We start from the raw sequence: 2478 nt of genomic DNA on the forward strand, positions 1-2478 counted from the left end.
TCATTGAGTAACCAATCGATGGCAGGCTTTCCTGCCATCAAAACCATAAAGGTTGATGACAAAAATATGAGCATTTAAGAGACAATGAATGCGAACGAAATGGTGTCATCTCAGAAAATCACTAACATTGAGTGGTCCCATTTGAAACGGAGGTAGTCATGAAAGTGTTTAAGTACAGTTTACAAGTTCGGAAACAGAACAGACTTTCAAACAGAGACAGAGCACATGGCCCATTCGTTATCAAATGTGAAAAAAGAGAAGACTCACATTTGAGGAGAGCAAGCTGATTTAAGTAATGTAGTTAATATTGATCAACGAGGTGAGATAAATGCAGATTACAAATGTGAACGACAGAGAATATAAGGAACGTAGCCGCCAGGCAAGTCTTCTTAGGAATTATTTTGATGAAAAGAGAGAAGTTTTGGAAACACGCCAGGCGAGGTTTCTTGCTTTATACCCTTACTATGGTTTGAGAAGAGGAACTGATATGCGACGGTTCAAGGCTACTATTGATGCAGCTTCTTCTACAGAAATGTCAGGTATTCTAAAGGTATTTGAGAACGAGCAGATGTATTGGAGTTCTTCTTATGTAGTAGATCATTGTAACTGCAATATCTATTTCCATATTATTAGCACTCTTTCTGAAATGAAGAAGATTCTTGAAGGTGCTGATTACTCGTATAATCCAAACTATAATACTTCTAATCGTAAACAGCATGAAAACATTTCACAGAATTCTAGTAATAGCTCTGAGGGAATGAAGAGGCCAACAACATCAGCTAAGACGAATGGGTATGTAAATAGTTGGGGGAAGCCTGGTGAAGATGCGGTAGATTATGTGTTGAAGTGGTTACCAAACGAATATTCTGTGATTGAGAAGGACTGTACTGGAAAGTACGGCGACAATATCATTCTGCTTGAAAATCCGGCTTTCTTAGATGAAACACAGGAATATGACCATATCGTGATTGGTCCGCAGGGCATTTTTAATATCGAGACAAAGAACTATTCTGGGAAGCTTGCCATTGATAAGGCAGGAAACTGGCTTCGCCTTAAGAGGGGAGAAACAGAGTGGATTTCTGCGGAAAATCCTGCACAACAGCTCTTTAGGCATCATGTTCTTCTTCAGAGTATTGTGGGAGATCAGGTCCCAATTATCGATATGGTTTGCATGTCTAATCCTTCATTGCTGATTGTAGGACAGGAAAACAGCAGCATTCCGGTAATCAAGAAGGATCTCCTTGCTGACTATATTGTGGGATATCGTTCGGCTGGGCTCACCTATGGACAGAGGAAGAGCTTAGAAGCGAGAATTAATAGTTGTAAGAAGAATTTCTAATAAAACAGGAGGTGCTCAAGTGAGCTGTAAGGCAGACAAAAGCACACGACTCTTATACACCCATTACTGTTTACAGAGCGGGCAGATCGTTAAGGTTGATCAGTTGGTGGAGATTTTAATGTTAGTAGCCGCTCTGTACACAGGGATATCAATGAACTGCACTATTCTAGATCAGATCCGGAATGCAAAGTAAAGTATCTTCTTAGTAATTTTGAAAGATTTCCAAAGTTGGTTGATGATACGAATCGAACTGGAAAATAATCGTAAAAGCTGAGAAGCGGCACAATGCTAGTGCCGAATTAGGGGATCCAGGGGTTCGAGTACAGAAGAGCGGAAACAGTAATCCGACGATGAACGAGGCAATTTCCAATATGGAAATTGAACAGGCTCAGTCTGAAACAGAACTGAGAATCATTGTAAAGGGTACAGATAATCCGGATCAGCATATCAGGGAGAGATTGATAATCCAGGATATGGGAGATGATTATTCAATTATGGTAATGAAGGACCAGCGATTAATTTAAAGGAAAAAAGTAAATTCCTGGATGTCAAACCGACCATCTGGTTTGTTGTGGATAACGTCAATGATGCGTATGAATGGCTACGAAATAAGAGTGTGAACTTTCTAAGCGAGCCGTTTCAAATTGGAACCAGCAAGCGGTTGAATTTGAAGATTTATTTGGCAATCATTTGAAGAAAAGAAGCAAAGCCTGATTAATTTCACCATCAAAACCCAGGGGCTTGACCAGGGTGTCGCCGAAAAGGCGGTGGAGAATATGATGCGCCAATTGCCAGCATGGAAAGCGTATTTTTAGAAATACAAAGTGAGATTAAAAAACAGCCATGATCGTTCTGCTTATTGTGGACAATCATGGCTATAATGTACATGCGTCTCAGTGTGTCCTGAAGGATTCAGGAAGTGAAAGGAGGAAAGAAGAAAATCTGAATTCATGCTTTATAAGAGATGAGAGTAGACCTCTCGAAATCGACATTCAGGTGTGGGTTTCAAACCCCTTTGGGTGCTGTAACCAAAAGTTATGGTGCTGAGCGCAAATGGAAAAGGCTGAATAATCAGTCAGGTATGTGCCATGAAGCTGAACGAAAGTGAAGAGACCGAAGAAGCATCGTTAATACTAAAG

General features: G+C 40.4%; 2 protein-coding genes. Both read left to right on the forward strand.

Going from position 1 to position 2478, the window contains the following annotated elements:
- The first annotated feature begins 328 nt into the window (after positions 1-328).
- Entirely contained in the window at positions 329-1339 is a 1011-nt protein-coding gene (locus tag GH808_RS14990; protein WP_186843589.1) for a nuclease-related domain-containing protein, read from the forward strand.
- Positions 1340-1710: 371 nt separating this feature from the next.
- Positions 1711-1863 carry a hypothetical protein gene (locus tag GH808_RS14995; protein WP_186843590.1) on the forward strand — a complete coding sequence of 51 codons (153 nt, stop codon included), beginning with the start codon at positions 1711-1713 and terminating at the stop codon, positions 1861-1863.
- Positions 1864-2478: the final 615 nt, after the last annotated feature.

Origin of the sequence: Acetobacterium fimetarium, from assembly GCF_014284475.1 — a bacterium.
Lineage (GTDB): Bacteria > Bacillota > Clostridia > Eubacteriales > Eubacteriaceae > Acetobacterium > Acetobacterium fimetarium.